Origin of the sequence: Nostocoides sp. (assembly GCF_035343835.1) — a bacterium.
Taxonomy (GTDB): Bacteria; Actinomycetota; Actinomycetes; order Actinomycetales; family Dermatophilaceae; genus Nostocoides_A; species Nostocoides_A vanveenii.
Map to the genome: position 1 here is coordinate 1 of NZ_DAOQZV010000030.1, position 1121 is coordinate 1121.

The 1121-nt window shown below is 69.4% G+C and carries 2 protein-coding genes; both read right to left on the minus strand.

Annotation, left to right across the window (positions count from 1 at the left end; translation table 11 throughout):
• The coding region (locus tag PKH97_RS03800) for a glycosyltransferase (RefSeq protein ID WP_324386075.1) at positions 1 to 518 on the minus strand (518 nt) is incomplete at its 3' end.
• On the minus strand, positions 515 to 1121 hold a 607-nt coding region (locus PKH97_RS03805; protein ID WP_324386076.1), incomplete at its 5' end, for a hypothetical protein. The genes PKH97_RS03805 and PKH97_RS03800, both read right to left, overlap by 4 nt.

Below are 1121 nucleotides of genomic sequence, written 5' to 3' on the forward strand. Positions count from 1 at the left end.
GCCCGGTAGAGCTTGGTCGGCCCTTCCCACTTCGGGGGCAGGCCGGTGACCAGTTGTTCCAGTTCCTCCGGTGTCCGTAAGACCTCGACCGTCTCCTCCACTCGAAAGCGCGGATGCTCGTGGTCGAAGGGGACGAAGCCGGTCACGGCGAGGTCGGCGTCGTGGGCCAGGCAATCGGCCAGCAGGGTGGCGACAAAATCGGGGGCGACCAGATCGTCCCCGTCGACCAGCGTCACATAGCCGCCGGTGGCACGGTCCAGCCCGGTGTTGCGTGCTCCCGACAGGCCGGCGTTGGCCTGGTGGATGACCTCGATGCGCGGGTCCGAGGCGCCAAGCTGGTCGCACGTCTCGCCGGAGCCGTCGGTGGAGCCATCGTCGACCACGATGATCTGCAGGTTCCGGTGGGTCTGAGAGGTGATGCTCGCCAGGCACTCCACGACGAAATTGCGCACGTTGTAGACCGGCACGATCACGCTGACACGGGGGCGGGGATCGCCCGGATCGCCCGTCGCCGTCATCGCGTCGCCTGCACGAGGTCCACCAGCCGCGCCCGGAAGGCGGCCGGCGAAAGCCAGGCAAGGTCACGCGGTCCGTCCGGCCGGTGCTGGCGCGCCACCCACCCCCAATCGATCTGCGTGAGGTCGTCGACGATCTGCACCGGGTACGCCCGTGCCTCGGGAAAGGTCAGCACGCCGATCTCGCGCGCCACGATCGCGGGCGAGTAGCGCAGCGCATCGGCGATCGACCAGCCGAAGCCTTCACTGCGGGAGAAGGAGACATAGGCAGCGCAGCCCTCATACAGGTAGCGCAACTGCGCCGGGCTCGGATCATCGACGTGAACGAGCAGCGGGTGCTGGGCGAGGGCCTCGGGTACGTCGAAGTCGGCCGTCCGCATGCTGTGGCACCAGACGACGGGCAGCCGCGTGCGCGCAAGGAAGGCGGTCAGGTCGTCGAGCCCCTTGACCGCGCCGTAGGCGTTGAACACCGTCAGCAGGTAGGACTCCGGCAGGTCCACACCCGGCGCGGTCGGTGCGGGGAGCGGCAGCACCGGCGGTGGCAACAGGACGGTGGGCCCACCCGCGGCCAGGCGGGCATTGTCCGGGGCCTGCATGGCGACGAAG